At 51.3% G+C, this 261-nt stretch carries 1 rRNA gene; it reads right to left on the reverse strand.

Annotated elements, in window-relative coordinates:
• A 23S ribosomal RNA gene (locus LPAF129_RS11125) occupies positions 1-261 on the reverse strand; the annotation flags it as partial.

A 261-nucleotide genomic window follows, 5' to 3' on the forward strand; every position in this document is an offset into this window, starting at 1 on the left:
ATTTAGCCTTGGGAGATGGTCCTCCCGGATTCCGACGGAATTTCACGTGTTCCGCCGTACTCAGGATCCTGGACTGAGGAAAGAATGTTTCGCTTACGGGGCTATCACCCACTCTGGCTGACCTTCCCAGGTCATTCAACTACATTCCTTCTTGGTAACTCAGATGTCCAGTCCTACAACCCCAAGAAGCAAGCTTCTTGGTTTGGGCTGATCCCCGTTCGCTCGCCGCTACTGAGGGAATCGAAATTTCTTTCTACTCCT

Origin of the sequence: Ligilactobacillus pabuli (assembly GCF_022836475.1) — a bacterium.
Lineage (GTDB): Bacteria > Bacillota > Bacilli > Lactobacillales > Lactobacillaceae > Ligilactobacillus > Ligilactobacillus pabuli.